The organism is Shewanella cyperi, assembly GCF_017354985.1.
Taxonomy (GTDB): Bacteria; Pseudomonadota; Gammaproteobacteria; order Enterobacterales; family Shewanellaceae; genus Shewanella; species Shewanella cyperi.
In genome coordinates this window covers 539,673-556,132 of record NZ_CP071501.1, presented here as the reverse complement: position 1 = coordinate 556,132, position 16,460 = coordinate 539,673, and the positions used below count along the sequence as shown (strand labels likewise).

14 protein-coding genes are annotated in these 16,460 nt (G+C 53.3%); 11 read left to right on the top strand and 3 right to left on the bottom strand.

Features of this window, described 5'->3' with window-relative positions:
- Nucleotides 1–159 precede the first annotated feature (159 nt).
- From JYB84_RS02330 to JYB84_RS02285, 10 genes are read left to right on the top strand one after another with little or no spacing between them, the layout of a single operon-like run.
- The gene (locus JYB84_RS02330; RefSeq protein ID WP_207321852.1) at nucleotides 160–1,392 is read left to right on the top strand and encodes a cytochrome c; all 1,233 of its coding nucleotides are present in this window, start codon (nucleotides 160–162) and stop codon (nucleotides 1,390–1,392) included.
- Nucleotides 1,382–2,353 (top strand): c-type cytochrome, encoded by a 972-nt coding sequence (locus tag JYB84_RS02325; protein ID WP_207321851.1) that lies wholly within the window; start codon nucleotides 1,382–1,384, stop codon nucleotides 2,351–2,353. The genes JYB84_RS02330 and JYB84_RS02325 overlap by 11 nt, the downstream gene beginning before the upstream one ends.
- The gene (locus JYB84_RS02320) at nucleotides 2,350–2,826 is read left to right on the top strand and encodes a TlpA family protein disulfide reductase (protein WP_207321850.1); all 477 of its coding nucleotides are present in this window, start codon (nucleotides 2,350–2,352) and stop codon (nucleotides 2,824–2,826) included. The genes JYB84_RS02325 and JYB84_RS02320 overlap by 4 nt, the downstream gene beginning before the upstream one ends.
- On the top strand, nucleotides 2,823–4,307 hold the full coding sequence (locus JYB84_RS02315) for a sensor histidine kinase (protein WP_207321849.1): 1,485 nt from the start codon (nucleotides 2,823–2,825) through the stop codon (nucleotides 4,305–4,307). The genes JYB84_RS02320 and JYB84_RS02315 overlap by 4 nt, the downstream gene beginning before the upstream one ends.
- A complete protein-coding gene (locus JYB84_RS02310) occupies nucleotides 4,300–5,529 on the top strand; it encodes an ATP-binding protein (protein WP_207321848.1) in 1,230 nt (409 codons plus the stop codon). The genes JYB84_RS02315 and JYB84_RS02310 overlap by 8 nt, the downstream gene beginning before the upstream one ends.
- Nucleotides 5,530–5,532: 3 nt before the next feature.
- Complete coding sequence (locus JYB84_RS02305; protein WP_207321847.1) at nucleotides 5,533–6,879, top strand: sigma-54-dependent transcriptional regulator; 1,347 nt, start codon at nucleotides 5,533–5,535, stop codon at nucleotides 6,877–6,879.
- The gene (locus tag JYB84_RS02300; protein WP_207321846.1) at nucleotides 6,876–7,592 is read left to right on the top strand and encodes a tetratricopeptide repeat protein; all 717 of its coding nucleotides are present in this window, start codon (nucleotides 6,876–6,878) and stop codon (nucleotides 7,590–7,592) included. Before JYB84_RS02305 ends, JYB84_RS02300 begins: the two co-directional genes overlap by 4 nt.
- Nucleotides 7,589–7,882, top strand: coding sequence for a c-type cytochrome (locus tag JYB84_RS02295; RefSeq protein ID WP_207321845.1), 294 nt, complete (start codon nucleotides 7,589–7,591; stop codon nucleotides 7,880–7,882). Before JYB84_RS02300 ends, JYB84_RS02295 begins: the two co-directional genes overlap by 4 nt.
- Nucleotides 7,879–8,949 carry a ligand-binding sensor domain-containing protein gene (locus tag JYB84_RS02290; RefSeq protein ID WP_207321844.1) on the top strand — a complete coding sequence of 357 codons (1,071 nt, stop codon included), beginning with the start codon at nucleotides 7,879–7,881 and terminating at the stop codon, nucleotides 8,947–8,949. The genes JYB84_RS02295 and JYB84_RS02290 overlap by 4 nt, the downstream gene beginning before the upstream one ends.
- Nucleotides 8,946–10,079, top strand: coding sequence for a ligand-binding sensor domain-containing protein (locus tag JYB84_RS02285; protein ID WP_207321843.1), 1,134 nt, complete (start codon nucleotides 8,946–8,948; stop codon nucleotides 10,077–10,079). Before JYB84_RS02290 ends, JYB84_RS02285 begins: the two co-directional genes overlap by 4 nt.
- A gap of 230 nt (nucleotides 10,080–10,309) precedes the next feature.
- On the opposite strand, the gene JYB84_RS02280 is transcribed toward JYB84_RS02285, so the two are convergent.
- The 3 genes from JYB84_RS02280 to JYB84_RS02270 form a co-directional block, all read right to left on the bottom strand.
- Nucleotides 10,310–12,931 (bottom strand): RCC1 domain-containing protein, encoded by a 2,622-nt coding sequence (locus JYB84_RS02280; protein ID WP_207321842.1) that lies wholly within the window; start codon nucleotides 12,929–12,931, stop codon nucleotides 10,310–10,312.
- Between the two features lie 626 nt (nucleotides 12,932–13,557).
- Nucleotides 13,558–14,259, bottom strand: a complete 702-nt coding sequence (locus tag JYB84_RS02275; protein WP_207321841.1) for a hypothetical protein — start codon at nucleotides 14,257–14,259, stop codon at nucleotides 13,558–13,560.
- Between the two features lie 29 nt (nucleotides 14,260–14,288).
- Nucleotides 14,289–14,912 carry a cytochrome c biogenesis protein gene (locus JYB84_RS02270; RefSeq protein ID WP_207321840.1) on the bottom strand — a complete coding sequence of 208 codons (624 nt, stop codon included), beginning with the start codon at nucleotides 14,910–14,912 and terminating at the stop codon, nucleotides 14,289–14,291.
- A 277-nt stretch (nucleotides 14,913–15,189) separates the two neighbouring features.
- On the opposite strand from JYB84_RS02270, the gene JYB84_RS02265 reads away from it, so the two are divergent.
- Nucleotides 15,190–16,458: a hypothetical protein gene (locus tag JYB84_RS02265; RefSeq protein WP_207321839.1), complete on the top strand. Its 1,269-nt coding sequence runs from the start codon at nucleotides 15,190–15,192 to the stop codon at nucleotides 16,456–16,458.
- Nucleotides 16,459–16,460: the final 2 nt, after the last annotated feature.

The following is a 16,460-nucleotide window of genomic DNA, read 5'->3' as shown; positions in this document are numbered from 1 at the left end:
TGGTGAGAGACTATCAAAAAATTTAAAAATCAAGTGTGATCCATTACACAATTGCATCAGGCTCTGCTGATGTACAACCCTTAACCTTGTTAGTATACCTGCATCCAGTGTTGCCGGAGGCCGTTGAGTTCCATGGAAAAAACAAACCTTATCAGATGCTTGTTTAGCGTCCTCCTCTTCAGTTTTACCGTCGTCGGCCAGGCAGCGGACACGCCTTCTCAGCAAAACGCGAACGGTGCCATACTGTGGCGCAACAACTGTGCCCAATGCCATGGTGCAGACGGTCGCGGTGTCGCGGCTATGCGTGAAGCCGGGCATTTTATTGACTTCACCTCCATTGCCGCCGAAGTCAGCATGGACAGGCCCAGAATGTTGATTGCGGTACGTGACGGCAAACCCGGCACGGCCATGATGGGATTTCGTGACAAACTCAGCTATGAGGAAATCATCGCTGTCGTCGACTATGCCCGTGAAAGCTTTATGGCCAAGCAGGACAACTTTGCCCAGTACGATGAGGGTAAGAAATTGTTTGAACGCCACTGCTCCGTGTGCCACGGCGACAGAGGTGAAGGGGCCATCATGGCCCAGGCCGGTTTATTCCCCAAACCGGCGGTATTTACCGACCCTGCCATGAAAAAGGTGCTGGATCGCAATCGGATGATATTTTCCATCACCAACGGCAGACCGCAAACCGCCATGACCTCCTGGGGCAAGCGCCTCGGCGAACACAAGATTAACGCCATTGTCGATTACATCAGGGTGGTCATCATGGATGTGCCCCGCATCGACGGCTACCTGGGACGTCCCCTAGGTGAAGGTGCCGATAGCAGCGATCCCTTCCTGTCGGGTGCAGACGTCCAGGGAACCACAGCCTCACAGGTGCAAACCGCCAGCCAGACCACCCAGCAAGATAAAGGGGTCGATCCCTTCCTGGACAACCAGGGTTATGACCCCAGCAAAGACCTTAACATCAAAGATGACAGCATCATCTTTGGTGAGGCCATCCATGACCACGGCGCCCATATGGGAGCCAAGCTTGATATCAATGCGCCACTGCCGGTCAAGCTGACGGCGGATCGGGCTGCCGGTAAGGAGCTGTACAACAAAACCTGCATCACCTGTCATGGCGAACATGGTGATGGCCAGGGACCGCGCGCCTTTTTCATTTTCCCCAAACCCAGGGACTTCACTCATCCGGCGGCGACCGAAAGCTTCAGTCGTGCCCATATTTACGAGCGTATTCGCATGGGGGTGCTGGGTTCAGAAATGCCGGCCTGGGGCCAGGTGTTGACCAAGCAGCAAATGGCGGATTTGACCGAATACGTGTTCAGCGAATTCATCGCCCCGCGCAACCCCAAGGTGAAGAACACTCAGGTGACCAATGAGCAATAAACTGCTTGGGGTACTGCTGTCCTTGCTCAGCCTGTCTGCCCTGGCAGAGGTGGATGCCGACCACGAAGCCGGCAGACAGCTGTACAACTACCGCTGCTACTATTGCCACGGCTACTCGGGCGATGCCAAGACCCTGGCGGCAAGCTGGATGGATCCCAAGCCGGCCAATTTTGCCGCCATGTCCCTCAACGACCGGACCCAGGAGCAAATGGAAACCGTGGTTCATCAGGGCATAGAGGGTACCGCCATGATGAGTTTTGATTATTTCCTGTCCGCTGCGGAAGTGAGCACAGTTGTCCGCTTTATTCGCAAGGAATTCATGGAAAACAAGGCCGCCAATACCCATTACCATACCGCCGAGGCGGGTTGGCCCAACCACGAACGCTACCAGGCAGCCTTTCCTTTTGCGACCGGTGAATTGCCTGTTGATCTGGCGGATGACAAGCTCAATAACGAGCAACGTGCAGGTAAGGTTTTGTATTTAAAAGCCTGTATAAGTTGCCATGACCAGGGCAAGGTTGAGTCACAGGGCCCTATCTGGCGTACGGAAAGTATTTCCTATCCCCGTAACAACTACTCTTTTACCGAATTTGACGGCGTAACCGGGGCATCGGTATTTCTCAAGCACGACAGACCCGAACGCCAAGCCGGGCTCAGCGAATCGGCCAGAAAAGGCCAGCAATTGTGGGATGGCAACTGCGCCTTCTGCCATGCCAAAGACGGTACAGGCCACAACTGGATTGGCAGCTTTCTGGAACGCAAACCCAGGGATCTGACCTCGAGCCAGTTTATGGGGCAGCTCACCCGGGCCGAACTCAAAGAAAGGATCAAATCCGGCGTGGTCAATACCTCCATGCCGGCGTGGCGCAATGTGCTCACCGAGGAGCAATTGGAGCAGCTGATTGATTATATTGAACAAGCCTTCCATCAGTTAAAGGCTGAGGGAGGGACGCAGGGATGAACAGGCTATTGCTATCCCTGCTCATGCTGGCGGCATTGGCCGGTGGCCTGACAGCGAAGAACATGGGGGACTCTACTCCCCTGTCGCAGGCAAATGGCTGGTTAAAGCCGCTGTTTACTCAAAGCAGCGAAAGTGGACTGCTGATTGTCAATTTCTGGGCGAGCTGGTGTGCGCCCTGCCGCCGGGAGATGCCCATGCTCGATGGCCTTTACAGAAACGGCATGCCGGTATTGGGTTACTCCATGGATGAAGACCGCTTTCTGGCCGATGAGTTTTTAAGGCGCTACCCAGTGACTTTCCCCAATTTGATTGGCCAAGCCACCGAAGCCAACCCAATACAGGTATTTCCCACCACAGTGATTATCAATCCCCAGGGTCAGCCCCTGTATGTGCACCAGGGTGAGCTGGATGAAACCAGTCTGGTCAACGCCTGGCAAAAATTGAAGGCAGAATCTGAGGTCGTGCGGCCATGAACAAATTGTCCTATTACCTGATGTTCAAATTTCTCAAATTGCGCACCCAGGCCATGGGCTTGCTGGCCATAGTCCTGGTCGCCATCCTGCTGACCAGCTCCTACGCCCTGTCAAAAAAAGATGAGCTGTACCACTTCTATGGCCAGATATTGCAATTGAACAGTCAGAGTGAAGATCTGACCAAGTCGCACCTGATACTCATAGAGGTGATGACAGATCTGCTGATGCTCAAACAGCCCCTGGATCAGGACGGCAATTTCGACCGCAACCTGCTGAACGGGCTGCACCAGAACTTCCTCGCCCTGGCGGAAGCCAAAAATGTGATTGCCGGCATCATGCCCGAACACACACAAGATATTGAACAACTACTGAAAATGATGGCTGCCATGGTCATGCAACCCTCAAGTGAACTGGTCAACAGTGTGCTGGCTCAGTCGCGTCAAACCAACCATAACCTGGTGACGGCGCTGCAAGAGCAACAGCAGCTGCGCAGCGAACTGTCCGAAAAATACCTGCAGACCAGTGAAGAATCGGCCCGGGTAGTGATGATGATAGTGCTGCTGATAGCCCTGTTCACCTCTGTGCTCTGTATCAGCTTTTTCAACATGCTGGCCAGCAAGATCAATCAGGCGGTGAAACAAATTCAACTCCTGGTTCGCAATCAGAAACCCGAACAATTGCCCGTCAGTCGCAGTGATGAGATTGGCCAGCTGTTTTCGGCGGTCAACCAGGTTTCCATTGAGTTGGAAAGGAAAGATCAGCAACTGGCCTTCGGCCGTTATACCTATTTCAATCAGGTGCGCAGTGCCTCGCTCAAGCATCTGGTGGCGGGGTTAATCCACGAGCTGGGCAATCCCATAGCCGGCATCAAGGGACTGCTGGGCGCCTACGAAATGTCAGATCCGGAACAGCGGACCGAAGCGCTGGCGCTCATCACCCAGCAGGTGGAAAAGCTTGAGGCCTTCAACACGCACCTGGTGAATTTTGCCAGCGAATATGGCAGCGACTCTGAAATCCTCGATCTCACGGAACAGGTCAAACAGTACATCTACTTCCTCAATCTGGATGAACGCTGGTATCAGGTGGATATCCAGATGGATATAGTCAATGATATTCCCGCGGTGCGGGCCTCCCGGGAGCAGATGAGCCTGCTGCTGAACAATATCTGTGACAACGCGCTGCTGGCACTGCAAAAAAGCTTTAAAAAGAATCAAACCTTGCATTTCAAGCTGCAATACGCGGACAACAAGGTGCTGCTGGAGATTGCCGACAATGGTATAGGCATGTCGCCCCAGCTGATCGATGTCTGCCTGGAGCCCTATATCACCACCCAGGAAGACATCGCCGGCGCAGGCTTTGGCCTGAGCATCTGCCGCTCTGTGATGGAGGATATCAAGGGCAGTATCACCATCAGTTCGGAGCAGGGGAAAGGCTGTAAAGTCACCCTCACATTCCCCAGGGAGGATCTAGGCAATGAGTAAGACCGGCATTAAAAGCGCCCTGGCGTTTACCCTGTTGCCACTGCCGGTGCTGGCAGCCAACGAGCAGCTGTCTTCCTATATCATCATCAGCTGTCTGGGGCTGCTTATCCTGTGGTTATTGCTGCTGGTGTGGCATTTGCGCAAGTTCCGCCTCGATCTGGACTGGATAACCAGCACCAGTTTGCCCACTCTGGTGCTCAATGAAGACGGCGAAGTACTGCGCAGTAATGGCAAAGCCAACGAAATGCTGGATCTCACCATGCGTTCCGTTCAGGGCGAGCAGATTGACGAGCTGATCCAATTCCACGATCCGGACGTTCAGGAACCTGAGATCACGCTGCAACTGCTGATCAACAACAGCAGCCTGCTGTACAAAAGCAAAAAGTACCCCGACACGGTTTTCAGGCTGCAGCGCAGTGTATTTTACAAGGACAGCTTCTGCTTCCACCTGATCAATGAAACCGAGCGCATGATGTTTTCCAATTCCTTTAGTCAGGCGCAACAACTGTCCACCAAGTCCAAGCTCATCGCCAGCGCCATGCACGAAATGGGATCTCCCATGGTGGCCATCGAGGGCGGTTTGGAATACATGTTGGTGATGCTCACCGAAGATCAACTCGATGCCGACAGCAAAACGGCCATGATCGACATGACCAACCGCATGCTCAATGAAGCCAGGCGCATCAACAACATCAAGCTGGAATTCACCGGCCTGTTCCGCGACACCACCAGCACGGTGGAATACCATAACCTGAACGATCTGATAGTGCGGGCTTGCAATCTGATGAAGTATGACAAGCGCATGCTCAATATCAGTCTGGGTTATCATCTCAACCGTGACATACCGGCCATCAAGTTCAATGAGGGCAAAATGCTGCAGGTATTGCTGAACATCCTGGTCAACGCCGCCGACGCCCTGGTGGAGTGCTACTGGCGCACAGAGAAGAAAATCCAGGTCAGTACCCATATGGAACCGGATGGGGTTCGTTTGAGCATTGCTGACAATGGCGTTGGTATGTCCTTTGACGTGCTGGAAAAAGCCGCCGACCTGTATTTCTCAACCAAGAATCGCGGTAATGCCAGCAGCGGCAGCGGCCTGGGGTTGGTGATCTGCAAAGATCTGATCAAAGAGATGGGCGGCAAGATGGACATAGAGTCCAAAATCAATGAAGGCACCACAGTGAACATTCACTTCAGGTGTGAGCAGCAAACTGCGGAATAACCAATGAAAGTACTGAAAATACTGGTAGTCGACGACGAGATAGCCATAAGACAGGTGCTGGCACACGCCATTCGCCGCCTGGGCCACGAAGTCATTACCGCCAAAGATGCCGAAGAGGCCCTGACCGAAATGGCCGCCAATGAAGTGGATGTCACCTTCAGCGATGTGCGCATGCCGGGCATGACAGGCATTGAATTGATAGAAGAAGCCAGGCGTCGGGGACACGAGTGTTTCTTTGTCATCATGACCGCCTTTGCCTCGGTATCAACGGCCATAGATGCCATGCGCTCCGGTGCCTACGACTACATGATGAAACCACTGCGCAACGAGGACGTGGAACACAGGATCAAGCTCATCGCTGATCTGATCGATTTGCGCAACGAAAACCACGCCCTGCGCAATGCCGCCATGCAGGTGTCCGACAAGGTATTTCATTCCGCTTCCGAAGCCATGGCCAGGGTTGATCGCATAGTCGCCAAGGTGGCCAATACCGATGCCACCCTGATGATCTGCGGCGCCAGCGGCTCGGGCAAAGGGGTGACGGCCAAAAATATTCACAACGCCAGCCGCCGCGCCAACAAGCCTTTTATTCCGGTCAACTGTGCCGCCATTCCCGAGCAACTGCTGGAAAGTGAACTCTTCGGCCACTGCAAGGGCGCGTTCACCGGTGCCAGCACCAAGAAAATTGGCCTGTTTGAGGCGGCCTCGGGTGGCACCCTGTTCCTCGACGAGATAGGCGAATTACCCCTGGCCATGCAGGCCAAGCTGTTGCACGTGCTGGAAGACAAGCAAATCCGCCCCGTGGGCAGCGATCGCTTTACCCCTGTGGATGTGCGTATCATTGCCGCCACCAACCGCGATCTGCCGGGCATGATTGAACGCAACGAATTTCGGGAAGATCTCTATTTCCGCCTCAATGTGTTTTCCATCCTGCTGCCATCCCTCAGCGAAAGACGCGAGGACCTGCTGCCCCTGTTCCGCTTTTTCTTGGAAAACGAGCGTAAAAAGCTCGGTCTCAGCCAGAGCTTTGAGATAGATGCCGAAGTGGAGGCCGTGTTGTTGGGCTATGATTTCCCCGGCAACATACGGGAGTTGGAAAATATTGCCGAACGGGCGGTGATCCTGGCGGAAGACAACCTGATCCGGGTGGAAGATTTGCCGCAACAGCTGTACAAGCGTGCCGGTGTCAGCTTACCTGAGGAGACCAACCTCAGGGATCGCCTGAAACAATACGAACAACAGATTATCAAAGAAACCCTGGACAGCGTCGACGGCGACCGCCGCGCCGCGGCCAAACTTCTCGGTCTTGGCCTGTCCAGTCTGTACCGCAAGCTGGAGGAATACTCATGAGTCCATACCGACACATTGCCCTGCCCCGACTGCTGTGGCTCCTTAGCGCCCTGCCGCTGGCCCCGACTGCCATGGCACAGGCCGCACCCGAAGCGCCGGCGCTGTTAGAGTCCGAGAAGACGGCACAGCCCGAGGAAAAGGCACAGCTTCAGGAAACGGATATGGAGAAGGCCGCTCGCCTGCTCCAAGAGGGGCGCCAAATGTATGCTCAGGACAATATGTTTGAGGCCATGCCGCTGCTGCAGGAAGCCGCCGAATTGGGACTGCCGGAAGCCCAGGGATTCTGGGGCTTTGTACTGCAAAAAGGCGGCACCACGGATGCAGCCCTTGAGATGTACCGGAAAGGAGCTGACGGCGGCGACGCCTTTGCCAAGCTGCAGCTGGCAGGCTTCCTGCTCAGAGGCGATTTCCTGCCCCAAGATGTGGAACAAGGCTTTGCCATGGTTAACGAGTGCATAGCCAAGGAATATGCCCCTGCCATGGTGGTGCTCGGCAACATTCAGGCCGAGGGTCAGTTTGGTATCGCCAAGGATGAGGTTAAGGCCCTTGAGCTGCTGGAACGGGCAGCAGAACTTAACGATATCAACGCCTTGACCAGGTTGCACTTAATTTACCGCGACGGCTTGCTGGGGCAGGCCGCGGACCCTGTAAAGGCAGCCGCATACGCGGAAAAAAGCAGTCAATTGCAAGCTATTAAAGGAAATTCGCCATGAACAAGCAGCTGCTGTTTGCCATTTTTTGCCTGAGCAGCTTTTCTGCCGTGGCCAACAATAATGGCGCCGATCTCTACCAACGCCATTGCGCCCAGTGCCATGGCAGCGACGGCGAACCCGTGATGCCGGGTGCAGCCAACTTCAATTTGCAACAAGGGCTGAATCAATCACCCAAGGCACTGGCGCTGCGCATTGAAAATGGTAAACGTTCCTGCCCCCCCTTCGCAGGCGTACTCAACGAACAACAACTCTATGATCTGGTTAGCCATTTAAGGAAAATGGGACGATGAAGTTCAACCTGATTTTACCCTTGCTCTGCGGCCTGTCCCTGCTGGGCTGTGACAGTCCCAAGCCGCACGATGACACGCCGTTTCAACTGGTGGAAAACTTTCAGATGGGTGAAAGCCTGGTGGTTCGTTCACTGGCACTGGAACCCAAGGAGAAGTCACTCTGGGTCGGCAGCTCAGTCGGCGTAAGTGAAGTCAATTACGTGACAGGGGAATTGCAGCGCACCTTTAACCGCGATCACGGCCTGGCCAATGAATACGTGTTTGCCATCAACGTGGCCCCGGACGGCACCAAGTGGTTCGGCACCAACGCCGGCGGCATGAGCCGCTTCAAAGATGGCGAATGGAAAACCTTTTTCCCACTGCACGGTTTGGCGGATTACTGGATTTACTCCTTTGCCAATCATCCCGATGGCAGCCTGTGGATAGGCACCTGGGCCGGTGCCAACCGCCTTGATCCCAAAACCGAAAAATTCGAGACCTATGTTGAGCAGCTGATCAACGAATGGGTCTATGGCATAGCCGTCGATAAAAAAGGCGATATCTGGTTTGGTACCGAAGGCGGCGTCACCCATTATGACGGCAAAAACTGGCAGTCCTGGGATCACAAGGATGGCCTGGGTGCCGCCAACGACAGCAATCTGCCCTACAGCACCAATACGGGTTTGGGTACCCGTTCACGTCATGACCTGGGGGTATTCTCCGGCGGTCAAGCCACCTACAACCCAAGCTACGTGTTCTCCATTTTGGTGGATGAGCGCGACCAGAGCATCTGGGCCGGCACCTGGGGGGGCGGCGTAGGTCATTTGGTCGATGGCAAATGGCACAACCTCGATGAATCCCAGGGACTGCAGGGCACCATAGTTTATGCCATAGCCCAGGATCAGGACGGTGCACTCTGGTTTGGTACCGAAAAGGGCCTGTCCCGCTTTGACGGCGAGCACTGGCAGTATTTCCACAAGGGCACAGGCATGATCAACAACAACGTCTATGCCATTGCCATCACCCCGGAAAATGACGTTTGGGTAGGCACCCAGGGTGGCGTCACCCATCTGCGGAGGAACAAATGAAGCGCGCTTTAGTCTCTCACTGTATCGGTCTGCTCCTTGGCAGTCTGACCCTGTTGCCAGCGCAAGCCGCCGATATGCCGGCCAAGGACCCCAGCAGTAAATTTGTCCGCTATGCTGTGGGTGAGCGTAACGTGAAGGATATCTTTGCCGACGGCAAGATCATCTGGGTTGGCACCTCCGGGGGCCTGGTACGTTATGACACAGAAACCGATGAATACCGTCACTACGATGTCCGCAACGGCCTGCTGGCCAACGGCGTTTTTCATGTCAGTCGCTTCGATAACAACCGCATGGTGATAGGTACCTATGGCGGTGGCCTGACCCTGCTGGATGAAAACACCGGCCACTGGCAACGCTACAACGTGCCCGAAGGTCTGGGTGATCCCTTCGTCTATGACTTCCTGAAAATGAGCAATGGCGATCTCTGGATTGCCACCTGGACCGGCGCCAACCGCATCAAAAAGGGGCAGCTGGACAATCCCGATGCCTGGGAAGTGTTCACAGTCGAAAATACCAAAGGCGGCCTGCCCAACGACTGGGTCTACGGTCTGGCCGAAGGTAAAAATGGCGAGGTCTGGTTCGCCACCGAAGGGGGCCTGGCCCGCTTCAAGGATGAAACCTGGACCCACTGGACCCATGCCGATGGTTTGGGCGCCAACTATGATGACGTCAAGGAAGAGACCTCCTTTGGTACAGATCCTGCCGCCTACTCCCGCCACCATGCCAAGCAGAAAATGGAACAGGGCTTACAGGGGGTCAATACCGCCTATAACCCCAACTACATAGTGTCCATGACGGTAGCCGACAACGGTGATGTCTGGGTTGGCACCTGGGGCGCCGGCCTCAGTCACTTTGACGGCAACAAGTTCGAAGTGCTGACCAAGAAGGATGGCCTGCCATCGAATCACGTATTTATGCTGCACGGCGACAAGGGCAGTGACGGGATCTGGCTCGGCACCAATATGGGCCTGTCACTGCTGGACAAAGACAAAAAGGTCGCCAGGACCTTAAACCGCGAAGATGGCCTGGTGGCAGATACAGTGTTCTCCATGGATATAGACAATCAAGGGGAATACTGGATTGGCAGCTACGGCGGTGTTACCCGTATCAAGGCCGGCAAAGACCAGTAATCTGAGCCTAACACACGCATAAAAAACGCCCCGGTTCCATAAGAGCCGGGGCGTTTTGTTTCCATCAATTTAAATACCTAACCAGACAAGATCACCAGTCAGCTTTGGCATTGGTGTTTTATGTCATCCCAAACTCTAAACATCATCCGGAATCTAAACACCACGGTATAGCCTTCTAAAATTGGCTTTACCGTGACTTATCAGGTATTAAGCTATTCCCAGTAAGGACATTATTGTTTTCGTCTGATCTTGCCTGGCGGCTGTTCCGGCCTGCCATTGGGCCTTGCCACAGTGATTTGTCCCAAATTGAAACTGTTATTGCTTTCATCCGACTCGGTTTGAGTATTGGTTGCATCAATCAACAGTATCAAAAAATAACTTGTGGCTTGAGTGGTGATAGGAATATTCACCTGGCTGGAATAAGCCAAGGTCTCGCCACTGTTCATACCCGTTAGCAGCACAGAATTAAGGGCTATGTCGTTGGTATCGATCTGGTTGTCTGCAGACAGATACCATTGGGCCACAAAAGGCTCTGACGACGTGCCTATACTGCCCAGGTTACTGATGGAAAACTCGGCGTCCAGGTTGCTGCCGGCATTGATGCTGCCGGTAGTGGTTACTGAAGCGCTGGCAACTTGCAGGTCTATGTTTTCAGAGCCAGAAAGGAGGCAGCGTGAGGCATCACTTACTGAGTAGTCAGGTAGCTGTGCAGGAATGAAAATAGGAGTAGGTTCAGTAATAACATTGTTATACTCCTGCCCCAGTGCACTGAAACGCCGGCCCCAGGCCCACAATGTACCATCACACCTAATTGCAGTTTTGTGGCGTGAATCTGCACCAAAACCAATGGCAAACCAAGTTGCAGGCGTTGACATCTTAACCGGGGCATTATGGTTATAGACCAAGCCACCTAATCCAAGTGCCTCTCCCTTTCCCCAAACCCAAAGACTGTTATCTGACTTTATAGCAAATGAACCATCATCGTCGGCCCCTACTTCTATCCAGTCACTGTCTGTACCTATCCTGCTTGGTTGGAGAGCTGGATTATTATGCCCCAATCCCGCTTGACCTGAATAATTAAATCCCCACCCCCAAATACTACCGTCGGCTTTAAGGGCGATATTATGGCTATCACCAGCAACTACGGTCTTCCAATCATTATCAGAGCCTATTCGCACCGGAGTGGGGTGGTCTTCAGTAGTACCATCACCCAGCTGACCTTGAGAATTTCGCCCCCAGCCCCAAAGACTACCGTCTGCTTTAATGGCCAGGGCGTGCCCCCAGCCGCCGGTGATGTCACGCCAATCAGTGTCATTACCAACTTGAGTGGGCACAATTCGGTCTTCTTCGGTACCATCACCTATCTGTGCTTCGCTATTCTCACCCCATGCCCAAAGTCTGCCACTGTTGTCGATGGCATAGGAGGTATCTTCTGCGGCAGCGATTTTGACCCAATCTGTGCGGTCGCCAATCTGTGCCGGCGAATCCAAACCAAAGGACGTACTTTCAATGCCAAGCCCTAAAACCCCGTAACGGTTGCCACCCCAAGACCAAATTGATCCGTTGGCTTTCAGGGCTACTATGTGACGCCATCCCGCACTTATATCAACCCAATCCCGATCTCCACCCACTTGTTGTGGGTGCCAAACATCCGGTGTTTGGATATAACCCCATTCATCAGTAGTACTATTACTCAGACCAAGTTGTTCACTGTAACCCCACGACCAAAGCGTACCATCCACCTTAATCGCAAAAGAACCATAACCACCAGTTCTTGTTTTCCACCAATCTGTTTCTTGACTCACTTGCCTGGGAATCCAGTAGTCAACTCCAAGAAAAGATGAACTACCTTCTAGCCCCCAACCCCAAAGACTGCCATCACTTTTACTGGCAATTGCGAAGTGGTCCCCAGCACTGACACTCTCCCAATTGCTGTCAGAGCCGACCTGCTCAGGTTGTTCTATTGTTCTTTGAACATAATCTCTGAAACCTGATGGCTCGACTATCTCTCCCCATTGCCAAAGTGTGTGATCTTGTTTAATTCCAACAAAGTAGCGTATGTGGCTGTCCACAGCTAGCCAACTTGAATCATATTTCTGTTCGATTTTGACTGAAGAATAAAACCATGCATCTTTCGCTACATTCTCCCAGGTACTTTTATCGGATTTCACGATACGGATCGTATCGGACTCTCCTCCAAAAGATTCCCAATCCGTATCTGTACCCCACTGATGACGGGCATAAGGTAAAGGACCATTTAAGTAATCTCGTTGCCAGTACCAGAGGCTATGATCGGCGCGGATGGCCCACAATCGATGGGCATCAGCTTTCACAGCTAACCATGGTTCTGCGCCCACATCTAGCGGCTCAATTTTGAATTCACTTAAGGGGTCATTTGGATCTCTTGTGTAAAGCCAAAGACTTCCATCTTGCTTTAGAAGTACGGCATCATATGACTGACTGACTTGTGCCCAATCATTGTCTTCCCCCACCTGTTGGGGCTGCCTCGTTAAGGCTTGTAGAACCGGATCATCTGAGCTGCCTGTGTCAGATATTCTCCATAGTGTCCCATCGGCTTTAATAGCGAGACCACCAACAGCACCTACTTGTTTCCAATTCCCGGCTATAAGTTGCGGTGATTGGATTTTATCATTAGGTGATGCTACACCGGTTTGACCATTATAGTTTTCACCCCAGCTCCAGAGGCTGCCATCATCTTTAATAATGTGAATGCTGTTGTTGCCTATTTCGATCTGCGGTGCCGCCTGGGCGTGTAACCAGGGGAGTGCCAACCCGAGCAGGGCCAACCCGCGCTGGATTTTGGTTCGTCTAAAGTGAGTTTTTTTCGGCATGGATTCTGTCCTTGCAAGCCTGAGGGTAATTGTTGTTTTGGAGGTTTAAATCTGGTTGTCACGCACGAAAGTACGCACTGGTGTGCGCTGCGCCAGTGGGCATATCCTGCGTGTTTCGGTCTCGGTTGAGGCATGATTGCTGACGACATCCATGTATTACGGTCTTCCCTGTTAGGAATAAGATTCAAGGAATTGAGCTTTGGGCCAGCCTGGTGGCAAGCCATAAATGCCCAAAAATTAGCCGCAGATATTACTGGCTGTGACCGGATTTTGATTTGACTCTAATCAAAAAGAGGTAGAGGGTTTTGGGGGGCAGTTTTCAAAAATGAGAATGGCCGCTGCAGGAAAAAGCCTTGTAAGCCAATGAGCTTGTGCGATACCGAGGCACTTGAGGACTGACGGACTACAGTCACGAATAGACTCGAAGTGAAGCTGACGGGCTCTGAAACCCAGGATGCGAATAAGGATTTTTTAGACGGGTACGGCGCTGACAGTCACCATCAGAAGACAGCTTAACGACACTGCCGAAATACAAATTGTGGCTATTGCCAGCAAAAGAAATGCCAGTCAGCTTGACTGACTGGCATCAGGACCTTGCCGGTATGAGTTACCGGTGGTGGTTCAGATTAGTTAACCTGGATATGGTCAATAAACCAAATGGAGTCGAAGGTACGGTTCAAAGAGCGGCTGGTGAAGTTGTTCATTTCAGAACCACCGTTCCAGCTGATCATGGTGCCCTGGGCCACCTGGGTTTCGGGTACGGCCAACCATTTTTCCTGGCCGCCTTCATTCACCCGCAGGTAGGTGTAACCGGCAGAGGCGAACACTTCCAGCACTTCGGCCGTGCTGGCACCGGCGGGAGCCTGCGCCTGCGCCATGGTGTGATCAGCGCCATGGGGTTGGGCTGCAGCCTGGTTCATCATGCCCGGGGTGTTGAAGTGGGATACGAAATACACTGTTTCAAAGGTGCGGTTCAGGGTAGAACTGTGGAAATTGGTCATGGGTGCATTGGTTTCCCAAGCCACCTTTTGACCCACGGTAACGCTGGTCATGGGGGCGGCCGCCCACTGCTCTTTGCCATCCACTGTCACTTTGACATAGGTGTAGCCGCCACCGGCCAACACCTCTTCCACCACGCCACCAATAAGCGCGCCCTGGCTGATGCTGTCCTGGGAAACCGCGGCCAGTTGTGGGTGGCCCGCAGGCAGTTGCCCGGTGACCTGTTGCTGAGGTTCCTGAGCCGCCGGCGTCTCAGCCTGCTGGGGTTGACCACAGGCAGCGAGCAATAGCATGGCTGAAACTGAAGAGAGGCAAAGACGTATTTTCATATCGGGCATCCGCGTATGTTGAGGTAAGGCTAAATTATACCTTTATGGGCAGACTGAGAGATAAAGGGGATTCCGAAAAAAGTGAGGAAGGCCACAGAAAAAACTGCAATGACGAGCAGCGCACTTTTTCTGGGCGTTAATTCCAGGGCAAATCTGGCATGCAGGGTTAAGGCCATACAAATCCAGGAAATAAGGGCCCACACTTCCAAAGAATCCCAACTCCAATATCGGCCCCAGGCATCTTGGGCCCAAATGGCACCGGAAATAAGCATCAGGGTATCAAATACCAGCCCCACGGCCAGAAAGCGAAACGCCAATTCCGACAAAGCATCATCCGCAGGTAAGGCCTGAAACGCCCAGCGGCCCCTGGCGAGCAAGCGCATAAGCACGGTCAAAGACAGGCTGACGGCAATCAATACCGCGCCCAGAAACACCTTGCCAAAGCCCACATGAATATAGAGCCACACGGTGTAATAAGTTGAAGGAAAGAAGGTTTTACCTGGATTGGCCAGCAGCAACCAGCCCATCATCATAAAGAACACAGGGCAGGCCATCAGCAGAGCCTGACGCACCCGGGTAAAGCGATAGAAACACAGCAGCCAGATAAGCACAAAGCTCCAGATATTACTGGATAGTATTTCAAAAATGGTCACAAAAGGACCGTAACCAAATTCCACCCAACGCACGGTAATGGCCGCGGTATGAAATAAAAATCCGGCAATCATGGTGGGAAATAATAACGCCGATATGCGTCGGAATATTAACAGAACTGCCAGGCCCCAACTTCCGGCCAAGGCATATAAGCCCAGGCCACTCCATAACAGTAAAAGCTCCAGTTGTTGATCCAAAACAGTCCCCACATATAGACATTTCTGGTATCTTAAACCAACGCATTATGCTTTGAAACAAGCCAAAGATTTGGGTGCATTGATGAACATCAGCAAAAGAATTCAAATTCTTACTGCTAATGGCTGGGGCCTGTTGGCGATCGCCTCCCTGATCCTCGCCAGTCTGCTGGCCATATTGCTGATCGCCATGCGCCTGCCACACTCGCCCTTGGCCAGCAACGGCATTGAAGCCTTCCATGGTGTGCTGGTATTGCATGTCACCCTGTCATTTCTCATTTGGCTCACCGCCTCTGTATGCCAATTGACCCACAGCCGCTTGCTGAAGGGACAGGGTCAACCCCAGAGTCTGCTGGCCGGTCTGGGGCTGGTGCTGGTGCTGGTATCCTTCTTTTTGCCTTCCTACAGTCCGGTACCTTTGGATTATTTTCCCCTGTCCACCTCCTGGTGTTTCCTGTTGGGCCTCGGCCTGTATCTGATTGCCGTAGCCATCACGGCCCTGCGTGGACTGCTGAGTCATGCCGGTGACAACTCAGCCTGGTTATTGCGTATGGCGCTGGCCTGCCTGTTACTGGCCATGGCAACACCGGCGCTGCTCTATGGCCAGCTGCCGGTCAATTTGGATCCCTTGAGCGGCTACCAGAGATTACTGTGGGCCGCGGGACATATTTACGTTTGCGCCCTGGGAACCTTGCTGGCGGCGTTGTGGCTGAAACCCGGAAATCACAGCCTCCCAATCAAACTGGTCGGCACCATACCACCTATCGCGGCCTTGCTGACCCTGGGGTACGCCCTGTCCCAAGGCACTGTCACCCAGCCGCAACTGCACCATGAACTGTTTACCTCATTGATGATGTATGCCAGTTGCGCCCCTCTGTTACTGGTGGTGCTGATGGATCTGAAACCACTGCTGCACGACAGAACCAGCATACTGGCCGGGGGCATACTGGCCCTGGGACTGTTGCAGGGGGCATTTATGACCTATGGCACCCTGACTGTACCGGCCCATTACCACGCCATGTTAGGACTCACCAACCTGCTGTTGTTCAGGGCGCTGCTGACCCAGACACAAACCACAGCTCCCCTGGGCTGGTATGGCAGCAGCATATTGCTGGTCAGCCTGTCACTCTGGTTCCTTGGCAGTTTTGGGGCCGCCCGCAAAGTTACCTCGGGTTATATCTGGGTGGTGGACTCGCTGCAATACCTGATCTATGGCAGTTTGGCCGTGGGTGGCTTGCTGATGTTGGCCACCACTGCGACCATTTGTTTGAAGATTGCCGGGCAATTACGCCGCCCCAGCCCCTCTCGCATCGGCCACAAGCTCAGGCCGCTGACAGCCCCTGCGGATAATTAAGC

What these genes read in the sequence shown, in the direction of transcription:
- JYB84_RS02325 (WP_207321851.1), top strand. Translation starts at nt 1,382, where the DNA reads ATGAGCAATAAACTGCTTGGGGTACTGCTGTCCTTGCTCAGCCTGTCT.
- JYB84_RS02320 (WP_207321850.1), top strand. Translation starts at nt 2,350, where the DNA reads ATGAACAGGCTATTGCTATCCCTGCTCATGCTGGCGGCATTGGCCGGT.
- JYB84_RS02315 (WP_207321849.1), top strand. Translation starts at nt 2,823, where the DNA reads ATGAACAAATTGTCCTATTACCTGATGTTCAAATTTCTCAAATTGCGC.
- JYB84_RS02310 (WP_207321848.1), top strand. Translation starts at nt 4,300, where the DNA reads ATGAGTAAGACCGGCATTAAAAGCGCCCTGGCGTTTACCCTGTTGCCA.
- JYB84_RS02305 (WP_207321847.1), top strand. Translation starts at nt 5,533, where the DNA reads ATGAAAGTACTGAAAATACTGGTAGTCGACGACGAGATAGCCATAAGA.
- JYB84_RS02300 (WP_207321846.1), top strand. Translation starts at nt 6,876, where the DNA reads ATGAGTCCATACCGACACATTGCCCTGCCCCGACTGCTGTGGCTCCTT.
- JYB84_RS02295 (WP_207321845.1), top strand. Translation starts at nt 7,589, where the DNA reads ATGAACAAGCAGCTGCTGTTTGCCATTTTTTGCCTGAGCAGCTTTTCT.
- JYB84_RS02290 (WP_207321844.1), top strand. Translation starts at nt 7,879, where the DNA reads ATGAAGTTCAACCTGATTTTACCCTTGCTCTGCGGCCTGTCCCTGCTG.
- JYB84_RS02285 (WP_207321843.1), top strand. Translation starts at nt 8,946, where the DNA reads ATGAAGCGCGCTTTAGTCTCTCACTGTATCGGTCTGCTCCTTGGCAGT.
- JYB84_RS02280 (WP_207321842.1), bottom strand. Translation starts at nt 12,931, where the DNA reads ATGCCGAAAAAAACTCACTTTAGACGAACCAAAATCCAGCGCGGGTTG.
- JYB84_RS02275 (WP_207321841.1), bottom strand. Translation starts at nt 14,259, where the DNA reads ATGAAAATACGTCTTTGCCTCTCTTCAGTTTCAGCCATGCTATTGCTC.
- JYB84_RS02265 (WP_207321839.1), top strand. Translation starts at nt 15,190, where the DNA reads ATGAACATCAGCAAAAGAATTCAAATTCTTACTGCTAATGGCTGGGGC.